The organism is Microcoleus sp. OTE_8_concoct_300, from assembly GCF_031383065.1.
GTDB lineage: Bacteria > Cyanobacteriota > Cyanobacteriia > Cyanobacteriales > Microcoleaceae > Microcoleus.
This window is the reverse complement of sequence record NZ_JANMZH010000603.1, coordinates 1-1,173: the sequence shown is the minus strand read 5'-3', so window position 1 is coordinate 1,173 and position 1,173 is coordinate 1. Positions and strand designations below refer to the sequence as shown.

The following is a 1,173-nucleotide window of genomic DNA, read 5'->3' as shown; positions in this document are numbered from 1 at the left end:
ACCAAAAGTGCGACTTTACACTTATCCCGACGTAATGGTAACTTTTGGGCAACCTGAGTACCACAACAATCGTACAGATATGATTACCAACCCTCAAGTGATTGTGGAAGTTTTATCAAAGTCTACTAAAAACTACGATCGATCTGACAAGTTTACATTTTACAAAACTCTTCCGAGTTTTCGAGAATACATTCTGATTGACCAAACAAAAATTAAGGTTGAGCAGTATTCTAAAACTGAGAATAAAAGATGGTTGTATTCCGAGTATGACGAGGAAGATACCGCATTAGTGTTTAATTCGTTTCAGCTAGAAGTTCCTCTATCTGATGTTTACGAACAAGTTAATTTTGAGGAAGTTGAGCAAGAAAATAGTCAAAATGAAGTGTGAGGGCGATTCACGCTTGTTTGAGAAGGGCGATCGCTCGCTTGTTTATTCAAGCACTTTGATGATGGTGGTGATCGGGATAAACAGTGAAAGTTCATCATCCTCTAAAGGTATTAAACCGTATTTCAAATAAAACTCTTTAGCTTGCTGATTTTTACTATCGACTATCACCGCAAATATTCCCACCTCAGAGGAGAGGCGAACTGAAGAGCGAAATGACTCCATTAACAGTTCTCTTCCTAATCCTCTCCCCTGCATTGAGATAGCCACAGCAAGTTTGCCTAGACGTATTGCTGGTACAGGATAGCGAGGTAATCCTCTGCGATAATTTTCAGGTAAAGATTCGCGTTTAATTTCAGCCGTACTGACTGAATAATAGCCGGCTATATCTCCAGTTTCATCTTCTGGAATTGCCGCAAAAGTTTTAGCAATTCCTCTTTTATCATTCTGTCGGGCATATTTTTTGAGGTACTCATTTAACTCCGGTATACCGCAGTCAAAAGCTTCTCTTTTTAGTCGGCTATCATCTATTGTACAAAAAATCCATTTCATTATTTACCAGTTCCCGTACTTTTCCTGATGCTCTTTGATAGCTGCTTTGAGGGCGGAGTTTGGTTCCGGTGGATTTTCGATGGCAGATGCAAAGATTTCCCAATCGCGATCGCTCAATGCAATTTGCTCTACTTCTAGAGGTGGCTGTTTGGCTGCATTTAGAGCGATTTCTAGCAGATACTCGCCTAGATTCATAGACTTTGCTGCGGCTGCTTTTTCTAGGATTTCTTTATCTG

General features: G+C 40.1%; 3 protein-coding genes. 1 reads left to right on the top strand and 2 read right to left on the bottom strand.

Annotation, left to right across the window (positions count from 1 at the left end):
• Positions 1-388, top strand: a 388-nt coding sequence (locus tag ACUVJL_RS27800; protein ID WP_445248798.1) for a Uma2 family endonuclease, incomplete at its 5' end; no start/stop codon positions are given.
• Positions 389-430: 42 nt separating this feature from the next.
• Here ACUVJL_RS27800 and ACUVJL_RS27795 read toward each other — a convergent pair.
• Both ACUVJL_RS27795 and ACUVJL_RS27790 read right to left on the bottom strand, forming a co-directional pair.
• Positions 431-937, bottom strand: coding sequence for a GNAT family N-acetyltransferase (locus ACUVJL_RS27795; RefSeq protein WP_445248797.1), 507 nt, complete (start codon positions 935-937; stop codon positions 431-433).
• Between the two features lie 3 nt (positions 938-940).
• Positions 941-1,173: type II toxin-antitoxin system TacA family antitoxin (locus tag ACUVJL_RS27790; protein ID WP_445248796.1), on the bottom strand; the 233-nt coding region annotated here is incomplete at its 5' end.

Bases quoted from the DNA above. Each gene is read 5' to 3' on its own strand.
- ACUVJL_RS27795 (WP_445248797.1), bottom strand. From the start codon at position 937: ATGAAATGGATTTTTTGTACAATAGATGATAGCCGACTAAAAAGAGAA.